Source organism: Streptomyces sp. NPDC001443 (assembly GCF_053597355.1).
The window spans coordinates 637,774-664,492 of sequence record NZ_JBSFIA010000001.1; the positions used below are offsets into that span (position 1 = coordinate 637,774).

Genomic DNA, 26,719 nt, shown 5'->3' on the forward strand with positions numbered 1-26,719 from the left:
TGTGCGTGCGTCCGAACAGGTCCGTGCGTGCGCTGAGCGTGTGCGTTCGAGCCGGCCCGTACGTGTGCCGCGCGCGTGCCTGCGCCCGGCACGTGTGTGTCCCGCGCGCGTGCCTGCGCCCGGCACGTGTGTGTCCCGCGCGCGGGCGCTGGGCACGCGTGTGCCGGACGCGTGCGTGGGCCGGGCGCGTGCCTGCGCCTGGCCCGTGTGTGTCCCGCGCGCGCATGGGGCGCACGTGTGTGCCCGGGCCGGCCCGCGCGTGCGCTGGGCGCGTGGATGGGCCGGACGTGTGCGTGCGCCCGGCTCGTGCGCGTGTCGGACGCGCGATCGGGACGGGCGCGAGGACGGGGCGGATCAGGCGCGGGATCCGGGCGCCCCGGGCCCTACGGCGCCGGCCGGCGGCGCATCAGGAGCGCGGCTCCGGAGCCGGCCCCGAACAGCGCCAGTACCGACACGCCCGTGGCCAGCCAGGTGGCGCCCAGCCACTGCGCGCCGAAGTAGCCGAGCGCGACGCTGTAGACGGCCCAGGAGAGACCGGCCAGCGCGGACCAGGGCAGGAAGTCGCGGACGCGACGGCGAGCGGCCCCCGCGCCCAGCGAGACGACCGAGCGGCCGGCCGGGGCGAAGCGGGCCAGCACGACCAGGGCGCCGCCACCCCGGGCGAGGGCCGCGCCGAGCCGCTCCTGCGCGACGCGCAGCCGGCGCGACCGGGCGATCGCCCGGTCCAGACGCTCACCTCCGCGCCAGGCCAGCCGGTAGGCCGCCATGTCGCCGAGGACCGAGGCGGTGGCGGCGGAGAGGATCAGGAACAGGATGTCGGGGACACGGGCGGGCACCTCCCCGGCCACGGCCGCGCCCGAGCCCGCGGCCGCCGCCGTGGCGGCCGTGATCACCAGGACGCCGCTCGGCAGTACCGGCACGAACACATCGAAGAGGACCGATACGGCCACCATGGCGTATATCCATGGACTGCCCGTCAGCGCCCCCACAACCTCCAGCACCGCAAACTCCCTGCTATTCCCCCCGTGGCCCTGCCGCGCCGCGAGGTCGCGGTGGTGCGGCAGGGGCGGCCATGACAGCCATACAGCGTACGCCGGAAGTGTGACAGGAGTTCCAGGTGGGGCGGGTGGATTTTCGATAAGGGCATGCACGGCACGCATCGCCCGCAACCGGCAAAGGGGATGTACGCCCCTGGTTCCAGGGCCCGTGCGCGGTCAGCGCAGGGCGCTCAGCGTGCGCCAGTGCTCCCAGTCGACGTTCCAGTCGCCGAGACCGTTGTTCGGCGCCACCGCCCCCTTGGTCTGCGCGCCCTTCACCTCGAACGGGTCGCCCACACGGACCCGTTCGTAGAGCCATCGGGCGTCCGCGTCGCTCATGCCGATGCAGCCGTGGCTCTTGTTGGCCACGCCGAAGTAGGCGGCGTTCCACGGAGCGGCGTGCGCGTAGGTGCCCGACCAGGTCAGCCGTACCGCGTAGTCGACCTTCTGGTCGTAGGCGTCGCCGAGGCCGACCGTCTCGGAGTTCATCCGGATCGTGCCCTCCTTCGCCAGCACCACCTCGGTGCCGCGCCAGGAGCCCGTCTCGGGGCCGGGGGCGCCGCCGGACACCGGGAAGGTCCGTACGTCGTGGCCGTCGCGTTCCACGGTGAGCCGCTTGCTGTCGAGGTCGACCTTGAACACCTGCCGTGCGCCGACGGTGAAGCCGAGCCGGTAGTCGCGGACGAACCAGCCGCCGTCCGGCCCCGAGTCGGTGCCGTTCAGCCGGGCGTCCAGGGTCACCTCGGTGCCGGGACGCCAGTACTCCCGGGGCCGCCAGTCGACCCGGTCCTTGCCCGACCAGTCCTTCAGCCAGCCCCAGGAGCCCTCGGTGCCGTTCGAGGTGGTGACCTTCAACTGCCGCTCCACCGCGGCCCTGTCGCGCACGGGGTGGTCGAAGACCAGCGAGATCGGCTGGGCCACGCCGACGGTCGTGGTGTCGCCGGGCCGCCAGTCCACCTTGTTGACCCGGCCGGGGGCGGCCGTGCCGAAGGACGCCCGCCGGGTCCCCGTGGTGCCGTCCTGCGCCCGGGTGTCCGCCTCGACGGTGTAGGAGGCGCCGGGCACGGCGTTGCGCTGCGAGGTCCAGGTCCGGCCGCCGTCCGACAGGGTCCCGCCGAGCGTGCCGCCGTGGGAGTCGCTGACGGTGACCGAGGTGAGGGAGCCGCCGTGGGCGGTGACCACGACCGGCCTGCCCGCCTTCGCCCTGGTGCCGTCCGGTGTCACGGTGACGGTGACCGTCCCGCCGTGCGCGCTCCCGCCGCCCGCGCCCGCGCCCGCGCCGGCGGCCGTCGTACCGTCGGACGAACAGGCGGTCAGGGCCGCGGTCAGCAGGGCGGCGACCGCCCCGGCAGCGGCGGCGCGGGAGCGGACCGGACCGCCGCGGGCCGCGCGCCGGGTCCGGCCACTGCGGACCGCGTCACGTATCTGGCTCAACGGAAATACCTCCGTGGGAGTCGAAGCACACCGGGAACGAACGGGACCCTAGGGCGCGAAAAGCGCTGTGCGACGGCGTGCGGGCCGTGTGACGGCGGTTGCCGAGGAACGGTCGTCGTCCCGTCACATACGCCGCTCGCAACGGTCACGGACGGCTGTGAATCTTCCTGGCGTTCCGAGCCGAACGGCCCGGTTCCCACCCGACATCCACGGCTCCCGAGGAGGCGCAGTGTCAGCGCTGCTCGTGACGGCAGGACGCGGACAGCGGCAGACGTGGCTGGGCCCCGTCTCCGCCGAGGCGTACCGCGCCTTTCTCGCGTCCGGCACCGGAGCCGCCCTGGCTCCGGGCTTTCTCCAGTGCCCGTCCTGGGCGACGGTGAAGGACGGCTGGCGGTCCCAACTGCTCGGCTGGGGACCGCGGTCCGGCTCCGGCGCGGGGCGGCTGAGCGGCGTGGCGCTGGTGCTGCTCCGTCAGTTCCCGGGCACCCGACGGTATTTCGCCTATCTGCCCGAGGGGCCGGTCGCCGACTGGACCGATCCGGACCTCGACGACTGGCTCTCCCCGCTGCTCGGCCAGCTGCGCGCCCTGGGCGCGTTCGCCGTGCGCATCGGGCCCTCGCCCGCCCACCGCCGGTGGACCGCCGCCGCGCTCAAGGCCGGGACCGGACCCGGCCGACGCCTGTCCGACCTGCTCGACTGCGAGGTCGACCCGTTGGGCACCGCCGTGGCCGAGCGGCTGCGCGCCCGCGGCTGGCGGCGGTGCGGCGACGGGGGCGACGACGGGGACGCCCAGCCCCGCTATGTCTTCCGGGTGCCGCTGGCCGGACGCACCACCGACGACCTGTGGTCCGGACTCAACCAGGAGTGGCGGCGCAACATCCGCCGGGCGCACAGATCGGGCGTGCAGGTCGAGGTGGGCGGAGTTGCCGAACTCCCGGCTTTTTACCGGCTGCTGAGGGTCACCGAGGAACGCGACGGCTTCCGCCTCGGCCGCTCGCTCGCGTACTACGAGCGCCAGTACGCGGCCCTCAACGCCGAGGAGCCCGGCCGGATGCGGCTCTACCTCGCCCGCCACGAGGGCGAGATCCTGGCCGCCCACACGATGATCACCGTGGGCCGGCGGGTCTGGTACCAGACCGGGGCCTCCGCCGACCACCGGCGCGAGGTCCGCCCCTCCAACGCGCTCCAGTGGCAGATGATCCTCGACGCCCACGCCCGTGGCGCGGACGTCTACGACATGCGCGGTATACCCTCCACGCTCGACCCCGACGAACGTTCGTACGGGTTGCTGCGATGGAAGCTCGGCACCGGAGGACAGGTCGCCGAGACGCTGGGGGAATGGGAGACACCCTTGAACGGTCCCGCCAACCACACGCTGTACCGCGCGTTCCAGATGTACCTGGCCCGGCGATGAGCGCCGCCCCGCCCCGGACCGCCCCGGACGACTCCGGCCCCGGCCCCGCCGACGGGACCGACCCGACGGACCCGGCGGGCCAGACCGGCCCGGCGGACCCGACCGACTCGACCGGCCCGGCGGACCCGACCGACTCGATCGGCACCGCGGACCCGGCCGACCCGCACGACACGAGGGACACGAAGGACACGCCTGAGCGGCCGGCCCGCCGTCCCGGCTCGGTCCTGCGCAGCGGCGCGGTCATGGCCGCCGGGTCCCTCGTCTCCCGTGCCACCGGCTTCGTACGCTCCGCCGTGGTGGCCGCCGCGCTCGGCGCGGGACTGGCCGCCGACGGCTACGCGGTCGGCAACACCGTCCCCAACATCGTCTACACGCTGCTCCTCGGCGGCGCGCTCAACGCCGTCTTCGTCCCCGAACTCGTCAAGGCCGCCAAGGAGCACGCGGACGGCGGAGCCGCCTACACCGACCGGCTGCTCACCGCCTGCACGGCCGCGCTGGTGCTGATCACGGCCGGGGCGGTGCTCGCCGCGCCCGCCCTGGTGGCGGCCTACACCGACTACACGGGCGCGCAGGCGGCGACGACGGTGGCCTTCGCCCGCTCCTGTCTGCCCCAGATCTTCTTCCTCGGTCTGTTCACCCTGCTGGGGCAGGTGCTGAACGCCCGGGGCCGGTTCGGCGCCATGATGTGGACCCCGGTGCTCAACAACGTGGTCGTCATCGCCGTCTTCGGCCTGTACCTGGCCACCGTCGTGGACGGCCACCCGCTCACCCCCGACGAGACCGCGCTGCTCGGCTGGGGCACCACGGCCGGGATCGTCGTCCAGGCGCTGGCCCTGCTGCCGTCCCTGCGCGCGGCCCGCTTCCGCTGGCGGCCCCGCTTCGACTGGCGGGGCAGCGGGCTGTCCCGGCCGCTGCGCTCGGCCGGCTGGCTGGTCCTGCTCGTCCTCACCAACCAGCTCGCCTACTGGCTGGTGACCCGGCTCGCGACCTCGGCCGGGCAGCGCGCGGCGGCCCAAGGGATCGACGGCGGCGCCGGGTTCAGCGCCTACGGCAACGCGTATCTGCTGTGGGCCGTCCCGCACGGCATCGTGACCGTCTCCCTGGTCACCGCGCTGATGCCGGGCATGAGCCGCAGGGCGGCCGACGGCGACACGGCCGGGCTGCGCCGGGACGTCTCGTACGCCCTGCGCAGCACCTCGGCCGCCGTCGTGCCCGCTGCCTGCGTGCTCCTCGCCGCGGCCGGGCCGGTCATGGCGGTCGCCTTCCAGTACGGCAGGACCGGCGCGGACGACATCGCGGTCATGGCGGGGGCGCTGGCGGCCTTCGCGCCCGGACTGATCGCCTTCTCCGGGCAGTACGTCCTCTCCCGCGCCTTCTACGCGCTCTCCGACACCCGTACGCCCTTCCTGCTCAACCTGGTGATCGCCGGGCTCAACGCGGGCCTGTCCGCGGCCGCCTGCGCGCTGCTGCCCGTCCGCTGGGCGGTCACCGGAATGGCCGGGGCGTACTCGGCGGCCCTGTTCGTGGGGTGGGCGGTCACCGCCCGCGTCCTCGACCGCAGGCTCCGGGCGGGGACCGCCGTCCGGCGCGCGCCGTGGCGCTCCCCGGCCGCGGCCGGCCTGGCCAGGCTGGTGACGGCCGCGGTCCCGGCCGCCCTGCTCGGCCACGCGGCGGCCGGGCGCACGGCCTTCCTCGGCCCGCCGGTGTCGGCGGCGGCCGGTACGGCGGCCGTCCTGGCGGTCTTCGCCCTGCTGGCCCGCCCGCTGCGCCTGACCGAACTGGAGGCCGCGCTGCGGGCGGTGCCTTGGCCGCGGCGCCGCCGGGGCTGACGCGGGGGACAGGCGGGAACTGTCGCCGGTCAACCCGGGAGTCACACGGGCCGCTTGGTGTTGCCGGGCGGCCACCCGGCCGCCCGGAACAACCACTTGACCTCCCGCGTCCGTCATCTGATCTCCCAGGTAAGCCGCTTGATCGAATGGAATACTCCGCACATGCCACGTGTCCTGCTCATCGAAGACGACGCCGCCGTCCGCGAAGGCATCGAACTCGGCCTGCGCCGCCGCGGGCACGAGGTGCGCAGCGCCGCCACCGGCGAGGCCGGGCTCGAGGCCATCGGCGGATTCCGGCCCGACCTGCTGCTCCTCGACCTCATGCTGCCCGGCATCAACGGCGTCCAGGTCTGCCGCCGGGTGCGCGAGGCCGGACAGTTGCCGATCATCATGCTCACCGCCCGCGGCGACGACTTCGACGTGGTGGTCGGACTGGAGGCGGGCGCCGACGACTACATCGTCAAACCCGCCCGTACGGAGGTCATCGAGGCCCGCATCCGGGCCGTGCTGCGCCGCATCGACGAGCCGGGCGGACGCTCCACGGTGGAGACGCACGGCGACCTCACCGTCGACCGTGCCGGGCTGACCGTCGCCAAGGCCGGGCAGCGCGTGGCGCTCGCCCCCTCCGAGCTCAAGCTGCTGCTGTACCTGACGGCCGCGCCCGAGCAGGTCTTCAGCCGGCAGCAACTGCTCGAACAGGTCTGGGAGCACAGCTACCACGGCGACGCGCGACTGGTCGACGCCTGTGTACGACGCCTGCGCCACAAGATCGAGGACGTGCCGGGCGAGCCCCGCTACATCCAGACCCTGCGCGGCTTCGGCTATCGCTTCGGACCGTTCCCGCACACCGAACGGAGTTGAGCCGCGATGCCAGGCCCCGGCCCGCGCGCCGACGAGGACGGTCGGCCCGGCACCGCCCCGGTGACCCGGTGGTGAGACGCCGCAGGACCCTCATCGGGCTGCGCACCCGCCTGGTGCTCGCCTTCCTGCTGGTCGCCGCGGTCAGCGCCGGGACCACCGCGGCCCTCACCTACCGCGAGGCCCGCACCGCGATCCTCCAGCAGGCCCAGGACACCGCGGTGTCCGCCTTCCGCGAGCGGGTCCAGGAACTGGGCACCCCGCTGCCCGTCGACCCCAAGGTGTTCCAGGCGCAGTTGCGCCGCCTCGCCCGGCAGGGCAACCCCCACCCCTGGGTGGTGTTCGCCGAGTACGGCTCGCTGCGGATCTCCTCGGCCTACGAGCCGGTCTCCAGCGTGATCACCCCCGAACTGCGGCGCGCCGCGCACGCCCATGCGCGCGGCAGCTTCCAGCGGGTCGACAAGCACGGCACCCCCTGGCTGACCGTGGCCGTCCCGACCGTCTTCCGCGTCGGCGGGACCGTGCGCCCCACCGGGCTCATCCTGTACGCCGTGATGCCGCTGACCGACGAGGAGACCAACGTCCGGGCCATGCTCACCGCCGCCCGCGACGGCGCCGTACCCGGTCTCGCGGTGGCGCTCCTGCCCGCCCTGCTGTCGGCGCGCAGCGTGCTGCGCCCGGTGCGTGAACTGAGCACCGCCGCCCGCCGGATGGGCGACGGGCGCCTGGACACCCGTATCCAGGTCCGGGGCGGCGACGAACTGGCTGATCTGGCGGGCACGTTCAACGAGACCGCCGCCGAACTGGAGCGGACCGTCGGCGAACTGCGGGCGGCGGAGGCCCGCGCCCGCCGCTTCGCCTCCGACGTCTCGCACGAACTGCGCACCCCGCTGGCCGGGATGCTGGCCGTCACCGAGGTGCTCGACGAGGACGCGGCCCGGCTCGCTCCGGACACCGCCGCCGCGGTCCGGCTGATCAGCGCGGAGACGGGCAAGCTGGCGGTCCTCGTCGAGGACCTGATGGAGATCTCCCGGTTCGACGCCCGGGCCGCCGAGCTGAACACCGACGAGGTCGACATCGCCCAGACCATCCGCAAGACCCTGGCGAGCCGCCGCTGGACCGACCCCGGCGAGATCGTCACGGAGCTGCCCGACGGCATCCGGGCCCGGATCGACCCCCGGCGCTTCGACCTCGTCGTCGCCAACCTCGTCGGCAACGCGCTGCGACACGGCGGCGCGCCCGTCGTGGTGCGGCTGCGCACCGAGCCGTACGACGCCGGGGAGCCCGGTGCGGGCCCGCTGCCCGCCCGGCTCGTCACCGAGGTCGTGGACGCGGGTCCCGGCGTCCCCGCCGACGCGCTGCCGCACATCTTCGACCGCTTCTACAAGGCGGACGCGGCCCGCGGCCGTTCGGCGGGCAGCGGCCTGGGCCTGGCCATCACCCTGGAGAACGTACGGCTGCACGGCGGCACGATCCGCGCCGCGAACGGCCCGCACGGCGGCGCCGTCTTCACCGTGGAGATACCCCTGACGGGCCGGGAGGCGACGGCATGAGCCGGACGGGTCCGGGCGGGGCCGCGGGCACGCGCTCGCGCGTGGGACGTGCCGTCGCGGGCTGGGGCGCGGCGTCCGCCCTGCTCACCGGCTGCGGAGTACAGGCGACGGACGTCGTCGAGGCGGGCGGACCGGCCACCGTCGCGGTCTATCCCGAGATCGGCAAGCGGGTGGTCCTCTTCTTCCTGGCCCCGGACGGCGGGCTGACTCCGGCGGTGCGGTCCTTCCCGCCGGACGACCCGACGGACGACGCGCCGGTGTCGCTCCCGAAGACCCTCGCCATGCTGTCCTCCGGCCCCTCCGACGACGAGCGCTCGGCCGGACTGCACACGGACCTGCCGCCGGTCGTCGGCGCCGGGGCGGAGGTGAAGTCGGCCCCCGGCATGCTGATCGTCCGGCTCTCGCTGGACGTGCGGCCCCTGTCGACGGGCGCGCGGCGCCAGCTGGTGTGCACGGCCGCCTACGCGCAGGACGGGGACGGCACCGCGAAGGTCACCCTCGTCGGCGACGACGGCGTCCTCCCGGCGGCCCGCTGCTGACCGGCCCGGCCCGCGGGCGGACGCCCCTCCCCGGCGTCCCGTGCCGCACGGGAAGCCGGGGAGGGGCGGAGGCGGCCTGCTCAGCAGCCGTTGAGCACCGAGGTCAGCTTGGTCTTCTCGGCGGAGTCGATCTTGAGGTTGTAGTAGTACTTCACCTGCACCCAGGCGCGGACGTACGTGCAGGCGTACGAGCTGAGCGGGGGCATCCACTCGGCCGGGTCCTTGTCGCCCTTGGACTGGTTGACGTTGTCCGTGACGGCGAGGAGCTGCGGGCGCGTCACGTCGTTGGCGAAGGCCTGGCGCTGGGCCGTGGTCCAGGCGCTCGCGCCGGAGTCCCAGGCCTCGGCCAGCGGGACGAGGTGGTCGATGTCGACGTCGGAGGCGGCGGTCCAGGTGGCGCCGTCGTACACGGAGTACCAGCTGCCGCCGGTGGCGACACAGGCGGAGTCGGTGGTGACGTTGGAGCCGTCGCGCTTGAGGATGTACTCACGGGTGTTGCAGGTCCCGCTGATGGTGATCCAGGTCGGGAACAGGTCCCGGGAGTAGCCGGTACGGTTCTCGGTCGCCACGGTGAGCGAGGCGAGGTAGGTGCGGGCCGTGGCGGCGCTGACCGGGGTGGGGAGGGCGGCGGAGGCGGTCGGGCCGTTGAAAACACCGGCCAGGGCTATCAGTCCGGTGAAGGCCGCGAGTATGCTCAGCCGTCGACGCGCGTAGACCTTAGGCATGCGAACTCCCTTGGTGTGTGGGGGTGTTGGAGTACGGGCGAACGAATGCTCGCGGCGTCGTGTAGCCGTGAGGTAAGTGCGCGGTTAGAAAATAATGACGCGTGCATGACATGACAAGGTTTACGACGAAACTTTCCCCGGGCTGTGGACCGCCGGGTCGCGGGACTTTCGTCCCTGGGGGCCGGCGGGGGCGTCGCGTACGATGGTCGGAGCAGAAGGGGAGTAGCTCTTCGCCGGACCGTCGACATACTGCTCAGCTCGTCTGAGCCGGCGCCCGGAGGCAGGCCTCGGCAACGGGTCCGGCCAGCGAGACCTTCGGCAAGCAGTGCACACCCGTACCCGTCGGTGCGGGTCCTGTGTGCTGCCGTGCCGAGGTGTCGTGAAGCAGAGCGCAGCACTCTCGGCGGGGCAGCCCCGACCGATTGAGGAACCTTGATCAGCCTTACCGTGACGGCACTCGTCTTCGGCATCGTCTTCCTGGCCGAACTGCCGGACAAGACCGCCCTCGCCGGCCTCGTCCTCGGCACCCGTTACCGCGCCTCGTACGTCTTCGCCGGTGTCGCCGCCGCGTTCACCCTGCACGTCGTGCTCGCCGTCGCGGCGGGCAGTGTGCTGACGCTGCTGCCCCAGCAGATCGTGCACGCGCTGACGGGTGTGCTCTTCCTGGGCGGCGCCGCGGTGCTGCTGATGAAGAAGGACGACGGCGAGGAGGAGATCCGCAAGCCGGAGAACCAGTCGTTCTGGAAGGTCGCCGGAGCCGGCTTCATGCTGATCCTGGCCGCCGAGTTCGGTGATCTCACCCAGATCATGACCGCGAACCTCGCGGCCCGTTACGACGACCCGCTCTCCGTCGGCCTCGGCGCGGTGCTCGCGCTCTGGGCGGTCGCCGGACTCGGCATCGTGGGCGGAAAGGCCCTGATGAAGCGGGTTCCGCTGGCGCTCATCACCAAGGTCGCGGCGCTGCTGATGGTGGCGCTCGGGGCGTGGAGCCTCTGGGAGGCGATCGCGGGCTGAGCCCCGGCTCCCGCACCCCGGACCGGTCCCGGTCGGGGGTGCGGCCCCGGCCCGGTCCTGCCCCGGCCGCGACCCCGGTCCGGCTGAACATCGGATGAACGCCGCGCCGGCCGGTGGCGCGAACCGCGAGTTCTTTTGTACCGTAGAGAAACAAAGTGGTCCCCGCTCGTTTTCCCTGACCGGCGAGCGGGGCCGCCTTGTCCCCCCATGCTTGGAGTCTGCCGATGACGGCCACCGCCGCACCCACCGTTCTCACCGTCCGTGCCTTCCTGCTGGACATGGACGGCACCCTCGTCAACTCGGACGCCGTCGTGAACCGCGTCTGGCGCGGCTGGGCCGACCGGCACGGGCTGGACGGCGACGAGGTCATGAAGGTCGTCCACGGGCGGCAGGGGTACGCGTCGATGGCCCTGCTGCTGCCCGACCGGCCCATGGAGCAGAACCACGCGGAGAACGCCTGGATGCTCGCCGCGGAGACGGCCGACATGGACGGCGTCGTGCCGGTGCCCGGGGCACCGGAGTTCCTCGCCGCCCTGAGCGGGGTGCCGCACGCGCTGGTGACGTCGGCGGACGTCGCCCTGTCCACGGCACGGATGGCGGCGGCCGGGCTGGCACTGCCCGACGTCCGGATCACCGCCGAGTCCGTCGCGGTGAGCAAGCCGGACCCCGAGGGCTTCCTGAAGGGTGCCGCCGAGCTCGGGATCGCCCCCGCCGACTGCGTGGTCTTCGAGGACTCCGGCGCCGGGATCGCCGCGGGACGCGCCGCGGGGATGCAGGTCGTGGGCGTCGGGCCGAGGGCGGGACTGCACGCGCCCGACGTGGTCGTGCGGGACCTCACGCAGATACGGGTGGAGCCGGCGGGCGACGGAACGGTGCGGCTGCACATCGGCTAGGGGCTGTCCGCCGGAGCCTCGGGCGGGCGCGGTGTCGTGCCCCTGGCCCGCTGCGGCCTCTGCGGCCTCTGTGGCCCCTGTGGCTGCCGTGCCAGGCGGTCCGGTGCCCTGTCGGGCGCGGGGACTGCCTGCCGCCGCGCACGGGCCCCCGGATGCCGGTCACGTGCCCGTACGGACGCCCGCGCCGGTGTCCGCGCAGGCGCCCGCAGTGGCGACGCCATGTGGTTCGTCCCCGCGAGGCCGTGTGCTCGCCCCCGCGAGGTCGTGCACCCGCGGGCGCGCCGCCGCGAACCCGTGCCCGCGACGCCGTGCACCCGCCCTGTGACGCCGAGCACCCGCGAGCGCGACCGTGCGCGCCCACGGGCGTCCGGTCACGGCTACGAGGTCTCCGCCTCCAGCATCGCCCGGGTCTCCGCGCCGTACACGCCCGGCGCGTCGCTGCGCACACCCCTGGCCCACTGGTAGGTGCGCAGGGCGTAGTCGACACGGTTGCTGAACCGGCCGTCGATCCTGCCGTTGTAGAGGCGCAGCTGCTGCAGCCGCTGCTGGAGTTCGGCCACCTCCGGGCCGCGGTCGCCGAGGCGCAGGACCGGGGCCGCACTCTGACCGCCGCCCCCGGGCGTCGGGGAGGCCGTCGTGCCGGTGCTCGTCGCGGTCGCGGTCGGCTCGGCCGGGCGGGACGACGAGGCGGAGGCGCTGGGCGCGGATTCCGACTCCGACTCCGACGGCGTCGCCGAGGCGCTCTCGCTCGGCGACGACGACGCGGACGGTGAAGCGGACGTCGACGGCTGCGCGGAGTCCGCGGTCGCGTCGGCGGAGTCCGCGCCGGACCCGTCGGCCGAGGCGTCCGGCGCGGCCACCCGTACGTCGGCCGAGGCCGCGGCCTCCTGTGCGGGCGTGTCGGAGGAGAACAGCCCGCCGGTGAGACCGGCCGCTGCCGCCACCGCCACGACCGCACCCGCCCCGAGCAGTACCGCGCGGCGACGGCGCCCGGCCCGCGGCGCCGGGGTGTCGTACCGGGTGTCGTACGTCACGTCGAACGCGGACGCCTCCGCCCGCGGCTCCCGCTGCGCCCCCTCGAACAGGCTCAGGTCGTCGGCGTCCGGCGTGCCCGGCGGCGGCGCGAGGGGCGTGGGCAGCCCCCGGGCCGCCTTGACCCGGCGCAGGGTCGTGGTGACGTCCGGGCCGGCCGGCGGCACGGCCGCGGACTTCTGCGCCGAGTCGTCCGGTGCCACAGCGGGTTGCCCGCTCTGCCCGCTCTGCCCGGACCGCTCGGGGTGCTCGGGGTGCGTGAGGTGCGCGGAGTGCCGGCCGAGGTCGGCCGGATCGTCCTCCAGTTCGACGTACGGCCGTATTCGCGTCGACGGGTCGTAGCCCTCCGCCGCGCGCGCGTCGTGCGGTGTGTCGCCCGTCTGCCGGGCGCACAGGCACGACGGGGTGTTGTCCGCGGCCCGCGGCTCGCCGCACCACGGGCACCATCGCCCGCCTCCGTGCCCACCTCGGGTCGGACCGGCCGTGCCCCCGGTCCCGCGTTCGTCCGGTTCGTTCAGTTCATCCATGTGTCCGCCCGTCTGCCGGGCGCACAGGCATGACGGGGTGTTGTCCGCGGCCCGCGGCTCGCCGCACCACGGGCACCATCGCCCGCCTCCGTGCCCACCCTGGTACGGGCCGGCCGTGCCCTCGGTCCCACGTTCGTCCACGTGTTCGTTCCCTCCCCATGCGAACACCAGAGATTATGCAGACCCTTCGCGCGGCCATTGACCGGACTCCCCCCGGATCACAGGGCCCCGGCAGGGCTCAACAGGCCATAAACGGTCAGACCCACCACGATGGAAAGGTCACGATTGCCTCAGGAGGTCTCCATGGCCGTGGACGAGCACGCCAGGACGGGGGACGCGGCGCAGCAGCACGTGTCCGGCAACATCCTCGTCTCGATCGGCGCCCTGCTGCTCGGCATGTTCCTCGCCGCCCTCGACCAGACCATCGTGTCGACGGCGCTGCCCACCATCGTCAGTGATCTCGGCGGCCTGGAGCACCTGTCCTGGGTGGTCACGGCGTATCTGCTGGCCTCGACCGCCGCGACCCCGCTGTGGGGAAAACTGGGCGACCAGTACGGGCGCAAAAGGCTGTTCCAGACCGCGATCGTGATCTTCCTGATCGGCTCGGCGCTGTGCGGCATGGCGCAGAACATGCCGGAGCTGATCGGCTTCCGCGCGCTCCAGGGCCTGGGCGGCGGCGGGTTGATGGTGCTGTCGATGGCGATCGTGGGCGACATCGTCCCGCCCCGGGACCGGGGCCGCTACCAGGGCCTGTTCGGCGCGGTCTTCGGCGCGACCAGTGTGCTCGGCCCGTTGCTGGGCGGGCTGTTCACCGAGCAGCTGAGCTGGCGCTGGGTCTTCTACGTCAACCTGCCGGTCGGTGTCGTCGCGCTCGCGGTGATCGCGACCGTCCTGCACATCCCGCGCAAGTCCACTCCGCACGTCATCGACTACCTCGGCACCCTCCTGATCGCCACCGTCGCCACCTGTCTGGTGCTGGTCGCCTCGCTCGGCGGCACGACCTGGCCGTGGGCCTCGCCGCAGATCATCGGCCTCCTGGTGCTGGGCGTGGTCCTGGGCGTGGCGTTCGTGCTGGTCGAGCGGCGGGCGGCCGAGCCGGTGCTCCCGCTCAAACTCTTCGGCATCCGCACCTTCACGCTCGCCGCCGTCATCAGCTTCATCGTCGGCTTCGCCATGTTCGGCGCGATGACCTACCTGCCGACCTTCCTCCAGGTCGTCCACCACATCTCCCCGACCGTCTCCGGCCTCTACATGCTGCCGATGGTGATCGGCATGCTGCTGTCCTCGACGCTCTCCGGGCAGATCGTCAGCCGCACCGGCCGCTGGAAGGTGTTCCCGGTCGCGGGCACCGGCGTCACCACCATCGGCCTGCTCCTGCTGCACCAGCTGGACGAGAACAGCTCCACCGCCGAGATGAGCGTCTACTTCTTCGTCTTCGGCCTGGGCCTCGGCCTGGTCATGCAGGTCCTGGTCCTCATCGTGCAGAACGCCGTGCCCTACGAGGATCTCGGCGTCGCCACCTCCGGCGCCACCTTCTTCCGCTCCATCGGCGCCTCCTTCGGCGTCGCCATCTTCGGCTCGATCTTCGCCGGCCGGCTGGCCGACAAACTGGCCGACGCCTTCCGGGGCGCGCATCTGCCGCCCGGTCTCTCGGCGGACTCCCTGCAGGCCGACCCCCGCGGCATAGCCGCCCTGCCGGCCCCGCTGCGCCCGGCCGCCCTGCACGCCTTCGCCGCCTCCATCACCGACGTCTTCCTCTACGCGGCTCCCGTCGCGCTCCTCGGCTTCGTCCTGGCCTGGTTCCTGAGGGAGGACCCGCTGCGCGGCTCGGTCACGGCGCCCGACCTCTCGGAGACCCTCGCCGCCAACCCCGTCGAGCGTTCGTCGTACGACGAGGTGTGCCGGGCGCTGTCCACGCTCGGCACCCGCGAGGGACGGCACGAGATCTACCGGAAGATCACCGAGCGGGCGGGCTACGACCTGCTGCCCGCCGCGAGCTGGCTGCTGCTGCGGATGAAGAAGTACGGCTCGGTCGAGCCGGGCGTGCTCGCCGAGCGCACCTCGGTCCCGCTGACGGTCGTCATCGACGCCGCCCGGCAGACGGAGGAGCGCCGTCTGGCCGTCCGCGAGGGCCTCGACCTCAGCCTGACCGCGCAGGGGCGCGTGGTCGCCGACCGGCTGGCGAAGGCCCGCGAGGAGTCGCTGGCCGAGCTGCTCGGCGACTGGTGGGGGCCCGACCGGCCCACCGACCTGATCCAGCTCGTCAAGGAACTCAACGACGAACTGTGCGGCTCGGACCAGGAGCAGCCGCACAGCGGGGCGGCACCCGTCGTCCGCGGGGCGCCCCGGGGCGTCAGCTGAGCCCCCGGCTCCTTACGGCGCGCCCTCGGCCGTCCCCGGCGTCCCGGGCGTCCCGGGCGTCCCGGCCCTCCCGGGCGTCCCGGCCCTCCCGGGCGTCCTGGGTGGCCTGGCTGTCCCCGGCTCCCCGGGCGTCCCCGGCGTCCCGGGCGTCCCCGGCTCCCCGGCCCTCCCGGCCCCGGGCGTCCTGGGTGGCCCGGCTGTCCCTGGCTTCTCTGCCATCCCGGCCGTCCCCAGCTTCCCGGGCGTTTCGGCCCTCCCGGCCCTCCCGGCCCTCCCGGGCATCCTGGGTGCCCCGGCTGTCCCTGGCTTCTCTGCCGTCCTGGCCGTCCCCGGCGTCCTGGCCCTCCCGGGCGTCCCCGGCTCCCCGGGCGTTCCCGACTCCCCGGGCGTCTCGGCCCTCCCGGGCGTCTCGGCCCTCCCGGGCGTCTCGGCCCTCCCGGGCGTCCCGGCTGTCCCGGCCGTCCCCGGTACCCAGGGCTCCACGAGCTGCTTCCGGAACCAGTGCTCGGCGTACTCGTCCTCCTTGTACGGTCCGGTCTCGGTGTAGCCGAGCCGGGCGTACAGGGCGCGCGCCTCGACCAGGTCGCCGCGGGTGTCGAGCACCAGCCGTGTGGCACCGAGGGCGCGGGCGGCGTCCTCGGCCGCCGACACCAGCAGCGCGGCCCCGCCCCGACCGCGCATCCCCGGATACAGGAACACCCGGGTCAGCTCGGCCGTCGTGGCCTCCAGCAGCCGTACGCCCGCGCTGCCGGCGGGCTCACCGTCGTACCGCGCGACCAGCAGCCGGCCGACCGGCGGGGCGAGTTCGGCGCCGGTGCGCGCGGCGATCTCGCGCTCCAGCTCGTCCGGGTCGGTGCGACGGCCCTCGTGCAGCAGGTACCAGCGATCGCTGACCTCGGTGTAGTACGCCCGCCAGAGGGCGGCGGCCACGGGCGAGTCGACGGCTTCGGGGGCGACGGTCCAGGTCATGACCGACATTCTCGCCAGCGGGCCCGCCCGGCCCGCAACCGAATACCGGGAGGCCGGGCCGTCGCACCGGGCCGTCGGACCCGGTCGCCCCGGGGCCGGTCCGGCGCGGCCGCCGTTTGCGGGGTGTCTTCCGGGTAACCCGGTTCAGGAACCGGCCCGTTGGGCCGAGACACGGAAGGCAACCATGTCGACAGGCGTGATGATCGCACTGATATTGATCGTGGTGGCCGTCGTCGCGGTGACGGCCGTCCTGGCCCTGCGGGCCCGAGGCACGCACGGCGGCGGCCTGAAGCGGCGCTTCGGGCCCGAGTACGACCGGACCGTGGCCGGATACGACGGCGATGTGCAGGCGGCCGAAAGGGAGTTGACCGAGCGCGTCGAGCGGCACGGCGGACTGCGCGAGCGGCCGCTGGAGCCGGCCGAACGCGAACGGTACGAGGCGCGCTGGACGGCCGTCCAGGAACGGTTCGTCGACTCGCCGCGGGACGCGGTCGCCGACGCGGACCGGCTCATCGCGGAAGTGGCCGGCGCCCGCGGCTTCCCGGACGGCGCGCAGTACGAGGAGCAGCTCGCGGCGCTCTCCGTGCACCATGCCGACCATGTGCAGGGCTACCGCCGCGTGCACCGGGTCGTCGTCGTGCCGGCGAGGGCCGGGGGCGACGGCGCGGGCACGGAGGAGATGCGGGAGGCGCTGGTCGAGGCCCGCGGCCTCTTCGCCGAACTGGTGGGCCCGGCCCGTCAGGGCCACGGCCGCCGCGAGACGGACCGCCGATCCGGGACGGCGCCGCACGACGGGCGCACCCCGACCCGAACCAACGGCCACGGCACCCCGTGGGCGTTCACCAGGCGTCAAGCGAAGGGGAGTTGAATGACATGGCCGATACCGAGCGACCGGTGACCGAGGCCAAGGGCACCGACCCGCGGCAGCCGTCCGGCCCGCCCGAGCCGCCCGAGGCACGCAGGACGGGCGAGACCCGCGGGACGGACGGGGCGCGCAGGACGGACGAGGCTCGCGGGACGGACGGGACGACCAAGGCACCCGCCGCCCCCAGGACAACACAGACGCCCGCCGCCGCCGGGACGCCGGTGACGCCGCCCGCCCGCAGGGCGACCGAAGCGGCCGCCGGGACCCCCGGGCCGGCGGAGGCCCCCGAGCGACACCGCCCGACCGGGCCGGCCGAGCCGGTCACGTCGGCCGGGTCACCGGCGACGGCCGCGCCCGGGGCCGCCGCCACGGACCGCGCCCCGGACACCGCCGGTCCCGCCGCGCTCCTCGCGCACGAGGAGTCCGACAAGCTCGCGCTCCGTCTCCGGCAGGCGGTCGCCGCGTTCGTCGACGAGCCCCGGGGCTCGGTGGAGGAGGCCGACCAGGTGCTGGAGGAGGTCGCCGCCCGCTTCACCGAGGCCGTGGCCAGGCAGCGCCGGACGCTGCGTACGTCCTGGCAGTCCCCGGACAAGGCGACCGAGAAGTCCTCGGGACGGTCCACGGACCAGTCCACGGGACGGTCCACGGACCAGCGGGTCGGCGCCGACACGGAGCAACTCCGCCTGGCCCTGCGGGACTACCGCGAACTGGCGGAGCGCCTACTGCGCGTGTGACCCGCGCGCCGCGTCGTCCGAGGCACCCGCGGCCCGCGGGGCACCCACACCGCCCGCGCCCGTAGTGCCCGGAGCCCGGCCGGCCTCCGCACCCCCGGCCGCCCCCGCACCACCCGTGGTGCCCGTTCCACCCGCACCACCCGAGTCGATCGCCGCCCGGCGCTCCCGCCACTCCCGTACGACCTCCTCGACGTCGTACGGCTTCTTGCCCAGCGGGGGGCCGGGCGGCGGCTTGAACATCATCTCGCGGATCTTCGCGTTGACGTCCGTGAGGATCCTGCGGACGATCAGCTCGGTGGGCGCCGCGTAGGCCGCCACGAGGGCGTCCTCGGCCTCCTTGCGCAGTGCCAGCGCGGGTGGCAGCACGGAGAGGCCCTCGCGGGCCATCTTCCGCTTGATCCACCACAGTTCGTCGTACGCCGTGTCCGTGACCTCCGGCATCGGGCGGCCCGCGCCCGCCAGGTGGGCGAACTCGCCCCGCGCCTGGGCGTCACGGATCTGTTTGTCGACCCAGGACTCGAACGGGACCCCCGGTGGCTTTCGCTCGGTCATGAGTCCATTGTGCCGGACGCGGTACCGCCGGGCGATTTATCATGCGGCGGCGGGTGCGCCAACCAGGCCGCCGTACAAGCACATTCCAGAAGGAGCGCACGTGCTCGAACTCACCATGGCCTCCGTCTCCGGGGCGGACGTCGGTGCCACGGCCGGCATGCTCATGGCCGACGCGCCGAGCGATCCCGGTGCCGTGCTGCGGGTGGGCCGGGATGCTTCCGTCTGCCGGCTCGCGACACCGGACGACTGGCTGTTCGTCTCGCGGGTCCACCTGGAGTTCCTGTGCGGCCCCGAAGGAACCTGGCACGTGTCGTGGCTGCGGGGCTCGCAGCCCGACCCGTCCTCCGAGGTGCTGCTGACCGTCGGGGAGTACGCCCAGACGATCGCGTACGGCGGGAGCGTGCAGCTGCCGCGGGGCGGGGCGGGCGAGATCATCATCCGGGACCGCACCGGCCCGCGCAGCGTCAACGTCGGCTTCTACCACGAGGCGTAACCCCGGGGGCGGGCCCGCCGCCGGCCGCAGGGCCTGTCCGGCAGGCCCTACTCGGGCTCCTCGGGCTGCTCCAGCACCCGGGCCAGCGCGAAACCGTCGTACCCCTTGCTGCCCACCGTCTGGATCGCGGTGGCGCTCAGCCGCGGGTGGGCGGACATCAGCTCGACGGCGGCCCGGGTGCCCTCGACGTCCGGCTCGCTGCTCTCCGAGTCGATCACGCGGCCGCCGCGTACGACGTTGTCGACGATGATCAGGCTGCCCGCGCGGGTGAGCCGCAGCGCCCACTCCACGTAGTTGGCGTTGTTGGCCTTGTCGGCGTCGATGAAGACGACGTCGAACGGGGCCGGGTTCTCGTCGGCGAGCTTGGGCAGCGACTCCAGGGCCGGGCCGACCCGCACCTCGACGATCCGCTCCAGGCCCGCGCGGGCGATGTTGCGGGTCGCGACCTCGGCGTGCCGGGCGCTGTACTCCAGTGAGATCAGCCGGCCGTCGGCCGGGAGCGCGCGGGCCAGCCAGATGGTGCTGTAGCCCCCGAGCGTGCCGATCTCCAGGATGGTGCGGGCCCCCTGGATCTCGGCCAGCAGTTGCAGCAGCTTGCCCTGGGGCGGGGTGACGGCGATGTGCGGGAGCCCGGCGGCCTCGCTGTCCCGCACGGCCGCCTTGAGGACCTCGTCTTCCGGCGCCAGATGGGTGGAGAAGTAGAAGTCGACGTCGTCCCAGAGCTGAGACCCGGTCATGCGCTCCGCCTTTCGTGTCCCTGCTTGGCAATGCCCACGGTCGCAGACGTCGACCACGTGGGCTGACGAATGCGGTCACGGACGAGTTCCCGTCGCCCTGCCCACCGTCGATTTCCGGCCGGTCCGCCGGTCGGGGGCGGACCCGGGGGGACGCCGACGCGAAGACAGGAGGGGCCACCTCGGTGCCCCCTCCCATCGTCGCGCAGTCCGTCCCGTCACGCAGCCGACTCGACCGCCGGCGCCGACCCGGGCAGCGGCCGGCCCGCCGACTCGGTCATGTACCAGACCGCGACGCCGCCGACGACGGCCGCGGCCATCAGGTAGTAGGCGGGCATCATCATGTTCCCGGTCGCGCCGACGAGGGCGGTCACCACCAGCGGGGTGGTGCCGCCGAAGAGCGACACCGACACGTTGAAGCCGATGGACAGCGAGCCGTAGCGGACCCGCGTCGGGAACAGGGCGGGCAGGGCCGCCGGCATCGAGGCCGTGAAGCAGACCAGGAGCAGGCCGAGCGCGCCCATGCCGAGGCCGACCGCGAGCAGGCTGCCCTGGCGGATCAGCAGCACGGCCGGGACGGACAGGGCCAGGAAGCCCGCGCAGCCGGCCGCGATCACCGGACGGCGGCCGACCCGGTCGGTCAGCGCGCCGGCGAAGGGCTGCACGATCATCATCAGCGCCATCACGCCCAGCACGACCAGCAGGCCGTGCGTCTCGTCGTACTTGAGCTCGCTGGTCAGATAGCTCGGCATGTACGACAGCAGCATGTAGTCGGTGACGTTGAAGACCATGACGAGCCCCATGCACAGCAGCAGCGTCCGCCACTGGCCCAGGACCATCTCGCGCAGCGGCACCTTCGGGCGGCTCGCCTCGGACTTCGCCACCTCCGCCCGGAACGCCGGGGTCTCCTCCAGGCGCATCCGCAGGTAGAGGCCGACGATGCCCATCGGGCCCGCGATCAGGAACGGGATCCGCCAGCCCCAGGACACCAGGTCCGTGGAGGAGAGCAGCGCGGTCATGAGGGTCACCAGACCCGCGCCGCCGATGTATCCGGCCAGCGTGCCGAACTCCAGCCAGCTGCCCAGGAAGCCGCGCCGCTTGTCCGGCGCGTACTCGGCGATGAAGGTCGAGGCGCCCGCGTACTCGCCGCCGGTCGAGAAGCCCTGCACCAGGCGGGCCAGCAGGAGCAGCAGGGGAGCGCCGACGCCGATCGCGCCGTACGACGGGATCAGGCCGATGGCGAACGTGCCCGCCGCCATCATGATCATGGTGAGCGCGAGGACCTTCTGCCGGCCGATGCGGTCGCCGAGCGGGCCGAAGACCATGCCGCCGAACGGGCGGACCAGGAAGGCCGCGGCGAAGGCTCCGAACGTGGACAGCAACTGCGCGGTCGGGTTGCCCGAGGGGAAGAAGACCTTGCCGAGGGTGACCGCGATGTAGCTGTACACGCCGAAGTCGAACCACTCCATCGCGTTGCCCAGCGCGGCGGCCTTCACGGCGCGCCGGACGAGGGCGGGGTCGGTGGTGGTGACCTGACGGGTCCTGCTGATGGCCCTGGGGGCCTGGGGGGTGGCGACGGTGACGGCTGACAAAGCTTCGCTCGCCTGCCTTTCGACGGGGACAGGGACACGGCCTGGGGTGGCCTGGAGGCGACCATACGAGCCTTTGGTCCGCTTACGCCCGGTACGCAATTGGATGCATGATGCACCTAAAGGCCGCGTATGCAGGGACGTCTGCCCCACCCGGGAGACTTCTCCCGGGTGCCGGCTGTGATGCTTGTCGCTCCCGATGGGGCCGTTTTGCCCTGTTTCAGGCGTGTTGACTCGACCTGCCGCGCACCGTCAGCGGGAGGAGGCGGTCGGCACCCTCTCGGCGGGCTTGACCCGGGGCGCGGAGGAGCGGCCCCACCGGTCGCGCAGCCACCGTTCGGCGGGATGCTCCACGTACTGGTACAGCAGTGCCGCGAGGGCCAGGCTGACCGTCAGCACCCTCACGTTGAACGACCCGGAGGGGCCGGCGAGGTCTAGGGGCGTGAGCTTCCAGTGCCGCACTCGAACCACACGGTCTTGCCGTCTTCCGGAGTCAGGTCCACGCCCCACTTGTCCACCAGCGCGTCCAGCAGGGCGAGCCCGCGGCCGCTCTCCGCGTCCGGCCGTACGTCGCCCTGCGGCAGGGGCGGCCGGGCGCTGCCGTCCGTCACCTCCACCCGTACCCCCGCCGGCTGCCGCAGCAGCGCGATCGTGCAGCGTCTGTCCGGTACGTGGCGTACGACGTTGGCGACCAGTTCCGTCAGGGCCAGCTCCACGGTGTCGGTCAGGTGCGGCAGGCCCCACTCGGCCAGGCATGAGCGGGCGATCCGGCGGATGTGCCGCGCCGAGTGCGCACCGACGGTGAGGCGCATCCGGTACTGGGGCGGACGCGGACCCGCGAGGGCGGGGGGAATGAATCCGTTCACGGTACGAGCCTGACCTCGGCCGACTACTCTGGGCTACCGCACGGATACAACAGGTCCCGTGGTGGACCGAGTTATGTCAGAGGGGGCCGCGCGTGACCCACATCAACGTCCTCGACCCGGGAGCCTCGCCGCTCGACTACTACGGCTTCGAGCTGCGACGACATCGCGAGGCCGCCGGGCTCACCCAGCGGCAGCTCGGCGACATCGTCAACTACACGGGGTCACTGGTCGGCCAGATCGAGACCGCCAGGAAGCTGCCGACCCCCGAGTTCAGCGAGCGCGTGGACGCGGCACTGGGGACGGGCGGGCTGCTGTCGCGCCTCGTCGCCCTCGTGATGCGCAGCCAACTCCCGGCCTGGTTTCAGCAGGTGGCCGAGTTGGAGGTGCGGGCTGTCGAGATCAGTACCTTCCAGATGGGCATGGTTCACGGCCTGCTTCAGACCGACGCCTACGCGCGTGCCACGCTGGGCACGCTCGACCAGACCGGTCTCGACGACCGCACCGCTGTCCGGCTCGCCCGGCAGTGCATCTTCGAGAAGGAGGAGCCGCCGGTCTTCTGGCTGGTTCTCAGTGAGGCCGCCCTCTATCAGGAGATCGGCGGACCGGAGGTGATGGCAGGGCAACTGGACCGACTGTTGTCGTTCGAGCGCACCCCCCGGATTAACGTTCAGGTACTGCCGTTCTCGGCCGGGGCGCATGCCGGTCTGACTGGCTCGTTCAACCTCTACCGCTTCGCGAGCGATCCCACCATCGTCTACACGGAGGGATACGGCAGCGGGCATCCGACGGCCGATCCGGACACCGTCAAGGACTGCTCGCTCCGATACGATCATCTCCAGGCCGCCGCTCTTTCCCTGCGGGACTCGGCGGAGTTGATCCGGAGCGTGATGGAGGAGCGCTATGGCGAGCAACGCGATTCCGGCAGTGATCGAGTGGCGTAAGTCCAGCTACAGCAGTGACCAGGGCGGTGATTGCGTGGAGTGCGCGCCGATCGGCCCCCTGGCCTGGCGTAAGTCCAGCTACAGCGGAGATCAGGGCGGCAACTGCGTCGAGGTCGCCGAGACCTCCGCCACCGTCGCCGTTCGCGACTCGAAGAACCCCGCGGGACCGGTGCTCGGGTTCCGGCCCGCGGTGTTCGCCGAGTTCGTGGACTGGTCGGCGGCTACAGCCGCTGGATGATCGTCCCGGTCGCCAGGCCGCCGCCCGCGCACATCGTGACGAGGGCGAACTCCTTGTCCGCGCGCTCCAGTTCGTGCAGCGCGGTGGCGATCAGGCGGGCCCCGGTCGCGCCGACCGGGTGGCCCAGGGCGATCGCGCCGCCGTTGACGTTGACCTTCGTCAGGTCCTGCTCGAAGACCTGGGCCCAGCTCAACACCACCGAGGCGAAGGCCTCGTTGATCTCGACGAGGTCGATGTCCCGCAGGGTCATGCCCGCTTTGCCCAGGACCGCCTTCGTGGCGTCGATGGGGCCGTCGAGGTGGAAGTGCGGGTCGGCGCCGACCAGGGCCTGGGCGACGATCCGCGCCCTGGGCTTCAGCTTCAGGGCGCGGGCCATGCGCTTGGACGCCCACATGATCGCGGCCGCGCCGTCGGAGATCTGGGAGGAGTTGCCCGCCGTGTGCACGGCCGTCGGCATGATCGGCTTCAGCGCGGACAGGCCCTCCGCGGTCGTGTCGCGCAGGCCCTCGTCCTTGTCCACCAGGCGCCACATGCCCTGGCCCGCCCGCTGTTCGTCCTCCGTGGTCGGGACCTGCACCGCGAACGTCTCCCGCTTGAACCGCTCCTCGGACCAGGCGATCGCGGCCCGCTGCTGGGAGGCGAGGCCCAGGGAGTCGACGTTCTCCCGGGTGAGGCCGCGGTGGCGGGCGATGCGCTCGGCCGCCTCGAACTGGTTGGGCAGGTCCACGTTCCACTCGTCCGGGAACGGTTTCCCCGGGCCGTGCTTCGAGCCGGAGCCGAGCGGCACTCGCGACATCGACTCGACACCACAGGAGATGCCCACGTCGATCACGCCCGCCGCGATCATGTTCGCCGTCATGTGCGACGCCTGCTGCGAGGAGCCGCACTGGCAGTCGACCGTCGTCGCCGCGGTCTCGTAGGGCAGGCCCATGGTCAGCCAGGCGGTGCGCGCGGGGTTCATGGTCTGCTCGCCGGCGTGGGTCACCGTGCCGCCGACGATCTGCTCGACGCAGTCGGCGGGGATGCCGGTGCGGCCGAGGAGTTCGCGGTACGTCTCGCCCAGCAGATAGGCGGGGTGCAGATTGGCGAGCGCGCCGCCGCGCTTGCCGATGGGGGTGCGTACGGCCTCGACGATCACGGGTTCGGCGGCCATGGGTGCGGGTCCTCTCCTCCGAACTGATACGTGTTCTAGTTCTGTGTGCAGTCTGCTGACGACGCGTCCGCCCCCGCAAGGGTCTTGCAGGCAGATTCGGGGCGCCGTACCCCTTGCCACTTGTAGAACCCGTTATTACCTTCGCGGCAGCTCTATTCCTGATGGACCGTCAGATGGACGGAGTGAGTTGCCGATGCCCTGTCCGGCGCTTCCCGACGGGTTCGACTTCACCGACCCCGATGTGCTGCAACACCGCGTGCCGCTGCCGGAGTTCGCCGAGCTGCGCCGGGTCGAACCGGTCCGCTGGATCCCGCAGACGTCCAACCTGGCAGGTTTCCAGGACGAGGGCTACTGGGCGGTCACCCGGCACGCGGACGTCAAGTACGTTTCCACGCATCCGGAGATCTTCTCCTCGTACCTCAACACCGCGATCATCCGCTTCAACGACCACATCGAGCGCGACGCGATCGACGCCCAGCGGCTGATCCTGCTCAACATGGACCCGCCCGAGCACACCCGGGTGCGCCAGATCCTCCAGCGGGTCTTCACCCCGCGCGCCATCCGCGCGCTGGAGGCCAATCTGCGCGCGCGGGCGCAGGCCATCGCGGCGAACGCGCGCACCCGTACCGGGACCTTCGACTTCGTCACCGAGGTCGCCTGCGAACTGCCCCTCCAGGCCATCGCGGAACTCATCGGCGTCCCGCAGGAGGACCGGGCCAAGATCTTCGACTGGTCCAACCGGATGATCGCCTACGACGACCCGGAGTACGCGATCACCGAGGAGGTCGGCCAGGAGTCGGCCACCGAGATCATCGCGTACGCCATGAACATGGCCGCCGCCCGCAAGCAGTGCCCCGCCAAGGACATCGTCACCACCCTGGTGGCGGCCGAGGACGAGGGCAACCTCGGCTCCGACGAGTTCGGCTTCTTCGTGCTGATGCTGGCCGTCGCAGGGAACGAGACCACCCGCAACGCCATCACCCACGGCATGCACGCCTTCCTCACCCACCCCGAGCAGTGGGAACTGTTCAAGGCGGAGCGGCCCGCGACGGCGGCCGAGGAGATCGTGCGCTGGGCCACCCCGGTCAACTCCTTCCAGCGGACGGCCACCCAGGACACGGAACTGGGCGGCAGGACGATCAGGAAGGGCGACCGGGTCGGCCTCTTCTACGCCTCCGCCAACCACGACCCCGAGGTCTTCGACCACCCCGACGTCTTCGACATCACCCGCGACCCCAACCCCCACCTCGGGTTCGGCGGCGGCGGCCCGCACTTCTGTCTCGGCAAGTCCCTGGCCGTCCTGGAGATCGACCTGATCTTCAACGCCGTCGCCGACGCCCTGCCCGGCCTGCGGCTGACCGGCGACCCGCGCCGGCTGCGCTCCGCCTGGATCAACGGGGTGAAGGAACTGCCGGTCAGCGCCGACTGAGCGGTACGGAGCGAAGGGCGCGCGGCGTCACTCCCGGCCGGACGCCGCCAGCGCCAGCACCCCGGTCAGCACCGCCGCGACCAGCAGCGGGACACCCAGTCCGTGGTGCAGCACCAGCCACGCGCCGAGCAGCGCGCCCACCGCCATCGCGACCACCGACGCGGTACGGCGCGGTGAGCGGTGACCCGAGCCGCCCCCGGCCCGGGAGTCGGAGGCCAGGCCGGTCAGGGTCATCGTCAGGACGGTCGTCGTCAGGTCCGGCACGCCCAGTTTGCGGACGGTCGCGTTGCGCAGCCCCATCGCGAAGGCCGTGAGCACGATGAGCGTGTACGTCGTCCCCGTGGCGCCCGGTGCGGCGAAGGCGACCGCGGCGGACGCGCCCACCAGCAGCGCCTCGGCGGCGAGGATCAGCCGGGTCCAGGTCCGTCGGGAGCCCCCGCCGAGCCGCCGTGCGACCCGCCCGCCGGCCGTCGCGCCCGCCAGGAACGCCAGCAGCGAGGCGGCGGTGTGCGGCACCGAGAAGCCCGGCGCCCCGGCGGCGGCGAAGCCCAGGACGACGACGTTTCCGGTCATGTTGGCGGTGAAGACATGGCCGAGACCGAGATAGCTCACGGCGTCGATCAGTCCGCTCACCACGGTCAGGGTCAGCAGCACGGCCACCAGGCGCAGGCCGCGCGCCTCGGGGTCGGGCGCGGGTGTCTCGGACGGCGTGGTCATCGCCTCAGTGGACCACGGGCCGGCCGGGAAACGGCCGAAGGCGGCGGCCCCGGGGGTGGGGGGCCGCCGCCTTCGCGGGAGGCGCGCTCTGGGTCGCGCGCCGGGGGTGGCTGGGTGCCGTTCGGCTCAGTACCAGTGGTGGGTCTGCCAGAAGTCCCAGGCCTGGGCGGGGCTGCCGTAGCGGGAGTTCATGTAGTCGAGGCCCCACTTGATCTGGGTGGCG

At 73.0% G+C, this 26,719-nt stretch carries 25 protein-coding genes and 2 pseudogenes; 14 read left to right on the forward strand and 13 right to left on the reverse strand.

Going from position 1 to position 26,719, the window contains the following annotated elements; all coding sequences use genetic code 11:
• Positions 1-383: 383 nt before the first annotated feature.
• Both ACWC24_RS02725 and ACWC24_RS02730 read right to left on the reverse strand, forming a co-directional pair.
• Positions 384-1,001, reverse strand: coding sequence for a DedA family protein (locus ACWC24_RS02725; protein WP_450660989.1), 618 nt, complete (start codon positions 999-1,001; stop codon positions 384-386).
• A 213-nt stretch (positions 1,002-1,214) separates the two neighbouring features.
• Complete coding sequence (locus tag ACWC24_RS02730; protein ID WP_450661053.1) at positions 1,215-2,462, reverse strand: Ig-like domain-containing protein; 1,248 nt, start codon at positions 2,460-2,462, stop codon at positions 1,215-1,217.
• A gap of 238 nt (positions 2,463-2,700) precedes the next feature.
• On the opposite strand from ACWC24_RS02730, the gene ACWC24_RS02735 reads away from it, so the two are divergent.
• The 5 genes from ACWC24_RS02735 (at position 2,701) to ACWC24_RS02755 (ending at position 8,664) form a co-directional block, all read left to right on the forward strand.
• Positions 2,701-3,885, forward strand: coding sequence for a lipid II:glycine glycyltransferase FemX (locus ACWC24_RS02735; protein WP_450660990.1), 1,185 nt, complete (start codon positions 2,701-2,703; stop codon positions 3,883-3,885).
• Entirely contained in the window at positions 3,882-5,714 is a 1,833-nt protein-coding gene (gene murJ, locus ACWC24_RS02740) for a murein biosynthesis integral membrane protein MurJ (protein ID WP_450660991.1), read from the forward strand. The genes ACWC24_RS02735 and murJ overlap by 4 nt, the downstream gene beginning before the upstream one ends.
• Before the next feature lie 162 nt (positions 5,715-5,876).
• Positions 5,877-6,575, forward strand: coding sequence for a response regulator (locus tag ACWC24_RS02745; protein ID WP_450660992.1), 699 nt, complete (start codon positions 5,877-5,879; stop codon positions 6,573-6,575).
• A gap of 68 nt (positions 6,576-6,643) precedes the next feature.
• The gene (locus ACWC24_RS02750) at positions 6,644-8,125 is read left to right on the forward strand and encodes an ATP-binding protein (protein WP_450660993.1); all 1,482 of its coding nucleotides are present in this window, start codon (positions 6,644-6,646) and stop codon (positions 8,123-8,125) included.
• The gene (locus ACWC24_RS02755; protein ID WP_450660994.1) at positions 8,122-8,664 is read left to right on the forward strand and encodes a hypothetical protein; all 543 of its coding nucleotides are present in this window, start codon (positions 8,122-8,124) and stop codon (positions 8,662-8,664) included. Before ACWC24_RS02750 ends, ACWC24_RS02755 begins: the two co-directional genes overlap by 4 nt.
• An 80-nt stretch (positions 8,665-8,744) precedes the next feature.
• Here the strand turns inward: ACWC24_RS02755 and ACWC24_RS02760 are convergent, their stop codons facing one another.
• Complete coding sequence (locus ACWC24_RS02760; protein ID WP_450660995.1) at positions 8,745-9,389, reverse strand: HNH endonuclease family protein; 645 nt, start codon at positions 9,387-9,389, stop codon at positions 8,745-8,747.
• A gap of 432 nt (positions 9,390-9,821) precedes the next feature.
• On the opposite strand from ACWC24_RS02760, the gene ACWC24_RS02765 reads away from it, so the two are divergent.
• Together ACWC24_RS02765 and ACWC24_RS02770 are read left to right on the forward strand one after the other, a co-directional pair.
• Positions 9,822-10,403: a TMEM165/GDT1 family protein gene (locus ACWC24_RS02765; protein ID WP_152886163.1), complete on the forward strand. Its 582-nt coding sequence runs from the start codon at positions 9,822-9,824 to the stop codon at positions 10,401-10,403.
• A gap of 224 nt (positions 10,404-10,627) precedes the next feature.
• Complete coding sequence (locus ACWC24_RS02770; RefSeq protein WP_450660996.1) at positions 10,628-11,296, forward strand: HAD-IA family hydrolase; 669 nt, start codon at positions 10,628-10,630, stop codon at positions 11,294-11,296.
• Between the two features lie 377 nt (positions 11,297-11,673).
• On the opposite strand, the gene ACWC24_RS02775 is transcribed toward ACWC24_RS02770, so the two are convergent.
• On the reverse strand, positions 11,674-12,855 hold the full coding sequence (locus ACWC24_RS02775; RefSeq protein WP_450660997.1) for a peptidoglycan-binding domain-containing protein: 1,182 nt from the start codon (positions 12,853-12,855) through the stop codon (positions 11,674-11,676).
• Positions 12,856-13,158: 303 nt separating this feature from the next.
• On the opposite strand from ACWC24_RS02775, the gene ACWC24_RS02780 reads away from it, so the two are divergent.
• Entirely contained in the window at positions 13,159-15,216 is a 2,058-nt protein-coding gene (locus ACWC24_RS02780; protein WP_450660998.1) for a DHA2 family efflux MFS transporter permease subunit, read from the forward strand.
• 483 nt (positions 15,217-15,699) lie between these two features.
• Here ACWC24_RS02780 and ACWC24_RS02785 read toward each other — a convergent pair.
• Positions 15,700-16,185, reverse strand: a pseudogene (locus tag ACWC24_RS02785) (GNAT family N-acetyltransferase); the annotation flags it as partial.
• Positions 16,186-16,369: 184 nt separating this feature from the next.
• Between ACWC24_RS02785 and ACWC24_RS02790 the strand changes: the two are divergent.
• Entirely contained in the window at positions 16,370-17,053 is a 684-nt protein-coding gene (locus ACWC24_RS02790) for a hypothetical protein (RefSeq protein WP_450660999.1), read from the forward strand.
• 5 nt (positions 17,054-17,058) lie between these two features.
• The gene (locus ACWC24_RS02795; RefSeq protein WP_450661000.1) at positions 17,059-17,784 is read left to right on the forward strand and encodes a hypothetical protein; all 726 of its coding nucleotides are present in this window, start codon (positions 17,059-17,061) and stop codon (positions 17,782-17,784) included.
• A 132-nt stretch (positions 17,785-17,916) separates the two neighbouring features.
• Here ACWC24_RS02795 and ACWC24_RS02800 read toward each other — a convergent pair.
• A pseudogene (locus ACWC24_RS02800) lies at positions 17,917-18,336 on the reverse strand (DnaJ family domain-containing protein); the annotation flags it as partial.
• A 100-nt stretch (positions 18,337-18,436) separates the two neighbouring features.
• Here ACWC24_RS02800 and ACWC24_RS02805 point away from each other — a divergent pair.
• Positions 18,437-18,829, forward strand: coding sequence for an FHA domain-containing protein (locus ACWC24_RS02805; RefSeq protein WP_162469481.1), 393 nt, complete (start codon positions 18,437-18,439; stop codon positions 18,827-18,829).
• Positions 18,830-18,876: 47 nt separating this feature from the next.
• On the opposite strand, the gene ACWC24_RS02810 is transcribed toward ACWC24_RS02805, so the two are convergent.
• The 4 genes from ACWC24_RS02810 to ACWC24_RS02825 all read right to left on the reverse strand — a co-directional run bounded on the left by ACWC24_RS02810 (position 18,877) and on the right by ACWC24_RS02825 (position 22,018).
• Positions 18,877-19,566, reverse strand: coding sequence for an O-methyltransferase (locus tag ACWC24_RS02810; RefSeq protein WP_450661001.1), 690 nt, complete (start codon positions 19,564-19,566; stop codon positions 18,877-18,879).
• A 215-nt stretch (positions 19,567-19,781) separates the two neighbouring features.
• Entirely contained in the window at positions 19,782-21,155 is a 1,374-nt protein-coding gene (proP, locus tag ACWC24_RS02815; protein WP_450661002.1) for a glycine betaine/L-proline transporter ProP, read from the reverse strand.
• A 249-nt stretch (positions 21,156-21,404) separates the two neighbouring features.
• Positions 21,405-21,557: a hypothetical protein gene (locus ACWC24_RS02820; protein WP_450661003.1), complete on the reverse strand. Its 153-nt coding sequence runs from the start codon at positions 21,555-21,557 to the stop codon at positions 21,405-21,407.
• 29 nt (positions 21,558-21,586) lie between these two features.
• Positions 21,587-22,018: an ATP-binding protein gene (locus ACWC24_RS02825; protein WP_450661004.1), complete on the reverse strand. Its 432-nt coding sequence runs from the start codon at positions 22,016-22,018 to the stop codon at positions 21,587-21,589.
• A gap of 92 nt (positions 22,019-22,110) precedes the next feature.
• Here ACWC24_RS02825 and ACWC24_RS02830 point away from each other — a divergent pair, with 92 nt between their 5' ends.
• Both ACWC24_RS02830 and ACWC24_RS02835 read left to right on the forward strand, forming a co-directional pair.
• Complete coding sequence (locus ACWC24_RS02830; RefSeq protein ID WP_450661005.1) at positions 22,111-22,959, forward strand: helix-turn-helix domain-containing protein; 849 nt, start codon at positions 22,111-22,113, stop codon at positions 22,957-22,959.
• Complete coding sequence (locus ACWC24_RS02835) at positions 22,919-23,197, forward strand: DUF397 domain-containing protein (protein WP_450661006.1); 279 nt, start codon at positions 22,919-22,921, stop codon at positions 23,195-23,197. The genes ACWC24_RS02830 and ACWC24_RS02835 overlap by 41 nt, the downstream gene beginning before the upstream one ends.
• On the opposite strand, the gene ACWC24_RS02840 is transcribed toward ACWC24_RS02835, so the two are convergent.
• Positions 23,181-24,350 (reverse strand): steroid 3-ketoacyl-CoA thiolase, encoded by a 1,170-nt coding sequence (locus tag ACWC24_RS02840; protein ID WP_450661007.1) that lies wholly within the window; start codon positions 24,348-24,350, stop codon positions 23,181-23,183. The genes ACWC24_RS02835 and ACWC24_RS02840 overlap by 17 nt on opposite strands.
• A gap of 193 nt (positions 24,351-24,543) precedes the next feature.
• On the opposite strand from ACWC24_RS02840, the gene ACWC24_RS02845 reads away from it, so the two are divergent.
• The gene (locus ACWC24_RS02845) at positions 24,544-25,779 is read left to right on the forward strand and encodes a cytochrome P450 (protein WP_450661008.1); all 1,236 of its coding nucleotides are present in this window, start codon (positions 24,544-24,546) and stop codon (positions 25,777-25,779) included.
• A 27-nt stretch (positions 25,780-25,806) separates the two neighbouring features.
• On the opposite strand, the gene ACWC24_RS02850 is transcribed toward ACWC24_RS02845, so the two are convergent.
• Entirely contained in the window at positions 25,807-26,496 is a 690-nt protein-coding gene (locus ACWC24_RS02850) for a YoaK family protein (protein ID WP_450661009.1), read from the reverse strand.
• A 126-nt stretch (positions 26,497-26,622) separates the two neighbouring features.
• Positions 26,623-26,719: aggregation-promoting factor C-terminal-like domain-containing protein (locus tag ACWC24_RS02855; protein WP_446447315.1), on the reverse strand; the 97-nt coding region annotated here is incomplete at its 5' end.

Coding starts and splice junctions, on each gene's coding strand:
- murJ (WP_450660991.1), top strand. CDS start 3,882: ATGAGCGCCGCCCCGCCCCGGACCGCCCCGGACGACTCCGGCCCCGGC.
- ACWC24_RS02745 (WP_450660992.1), top strand. CDS start 5,877: ATGCCACGTGTCCTGCTCATCGAAGACGACGCCGCCGTCCGCGAAGGC.
- ACWC24_RS02755 (WP_450660994.1), top strand. CDS start 8,122: ATGAGCCGGACGGGTCCGGGCGGGGCCGCGGGCACGCGCTCGCGCGTG.
- ACWC24_RS02760 (WP_450660995.1), bottom strand. CDS start 9,389: ATGCCTAAGGTCTACGCGCGTCGACGGCTGAGCATACTCGCGGCCTTC.
- ACWC24_RS02770 (WP_450660996.1), top strand. CDS start 10,628: ATGACGGCCACCGCCGCACCCACCGTTCTCACCGTCCGTGCCTTCCTG.
- ACWC24_RS02775 (WP_450660997.1), bottom strand. CDS start 12,855: ATGGATGAACTGAACGAACCGGACGAACGCGGGACCGGGGGCACGGCC.
- ACWC24_RS02780 (WP_450660998.1), top strand. CDS start 13,159: ATGGCCGTGGACGAGCACGCCAGGACGGGGGACGCGGCGCAGCAGCAC.
- ACWC24_RS02790 (WP_450660999.1), top strand. CDS start 16,370: ATGTCGACAGGCGTGATGATCGCACTGATATTGATCGTGGTGGCCGTC.
- ACWC24_RS02795 (WP_450661000.1), top strand. CDS start 17,059: ATGGCCGATACCGAGCGACCGGTGACCGAGGCCAAGGGCACCGACCCG.
- ACWC24_RS02810 (WP_450661001.1), bottom strand. CDS start 19,566: ATGACCGGGTCTCAGCTCTGGGACGACGTCGACTTCTACTTCTCCACC.
- ACWC24_RS02835 (WP_450661006.1), top strand. CDS start 22,919: ATGGCGAGCAACGCGATTCCGGCAGTGATCGAGTGGCGTAAGTCCAGC.
- ACWC24_RS02840 (WP_450661007.1), bottom strand. CDS start 24,350: ATGGCCGCCGAACCCGTGATCGTCGAGGCCGTACGCACCCCCATCGGC.
- ACWC24_RS02845 (WP_450661008.1), top strand. CDS start 24,544: ATGCCCTGTCCGGCGCTTCCCGACGGGTTCGACTTCACCGACCCCGAT.
- ACWC24_RS02850 (WP_450661009.1), bottom strand. CDS start 26,496: ATGACCACGCCGTCCGAGACACCCGCGCCCGACCCCGAGGCGCGCGGC.